Source organism: Vreelandella rituensis (genome assembly GCF_003336665.1).
GTDB classification, from domain to species: Bacteria; Pseudomonadota; Gammaproteobacteria; order Pseudomonadales; family Halomonadaceae; genus Vreelandella; species Vreelandella rituensis.
Genome location: NZ_QPIJ01000145.1, coordinates 441 through 1501 on the forward strand (window position 1 = coordinate 441; position 1061 = coordinate 1501).

1 protein-coding gene and 2 rRNA genes are annotated in these 1061 nt (G+C 59.3%); 1 reads left to right on the forward strand and 2 read right to left on the reverse strand.

The features are described 5' to 3' along the window. Window positions 1–637, forward strand: a 637-nt coding sequence (locus DU506_RS21150) for an IS200/IS605 family accessory protein TnpB-related protein (protein WP_220254496.1), incomplete at its 5' end; no start/stop codon positions are given. Window positions 638–752: 115 nt separating this feature from the next. Here the strand turns inward: DU506_RS21150 and rrf are convergent. Together rrf and DU506_RS21160 are read right to left on the reverse strand one after the other, a co-directional pair. Continuing rightward, window positions 753–868 (reverse strand): 5S ribosomal RNA (gene rrf / locus DU506_RS21155). A gap of 91 nt (window positions 869–959) precedes the next feature. Further along, a 23S ribosomal RNA gene (locus DU506_RS21160) occupies window positions 960–1061 on the reverse strand; the annotation flags it as partial.

The following is a 1061-nucleotide window of genomic DNA, read 5'->3' on the forward strand; positions in this document are numbered from 1 at the left end:
GGATAAAGACCGGGAGTATCGGCTCATGCAACGCATCCGCCGTCAGGCACGGAAGCAAACCCGGCACGGAAGCCGGTTGCCGCCGGGCTTCTGCCGCCGCGATCACCACCGGCTGACCAGTCTGGCGGATAACCAGGCCCATCAGATCAGTCGGCAGCTGGTGAATCTCGCGCTCGACCACGGCTGCCAAGCCATTGCCGTCGAAGACCTGAAAGGCTGGCGTCCGAAAGCGGGTAAAAAGCGCACGCAGATGAAAGCGCGGTTTCACCGCTGGTTCCATCGCCAGCTCGTGGCGCGCATCGAAAGCAAAGCCGAAGAAATCGGCCTGCGCTTTGTAGCGGTCTATGCCCGTGGTACGTCCAGCCAAGCGTTCGACGGGTCTGGGCCGGTGAAACGCGATAAGGACAATTATAGCCAGTGTACGTTTAGCACCGGCAAGCGCTACCCCGCGGACCTTAATGCCGCCTATAACATCGCCGCCCGCGGGCATGTTGTTTACCAAGGGCGTGGCCGCAAGGCTACCGCCCGTGTGAGCTCGCAAACGCCGACTCGCACACCGCGAACTCCGGTCACGCTCTCCATTGCTTTGGCAACAAAGCGCGTGAGAGTGATGGGAATCTGCGATTCTATTCTTTGAATGAATCGTCGGAGGGTTCAATAGCGCCATTCTGGCACAAAACCTCTGGGCCTGTTTTCCGGGCAAAAAAAATCCCCCGGAGCGGGTAGCCTCGGGGGATTTTTTTCGAATAGGTGCCTGACGATGACCTACTCTCGCATGGGGAGACCCCACACTACCATCGGCGCGGAACGGTTTCACGACTGAGTTCGGCAAGGGATCAGGTGGTTCCCGGACGCTATGGTCGTCAGGCAAAACTTTAATGTCTATCATGCGGATGGCGCGTCGCCTGGGCGGCGCGCTGATTGTCTGTTGTCCTGCGACCAGACCCCTTGGGTGTTATAGGGTCAAGCCTCACGGGCCATTAGTACACGTTAGCTCAACGCCTTGCAGCGCTTCCACACCGTGCCTATCAACCAGCTGGTCTCGCTGGGCCCTTCAGGAG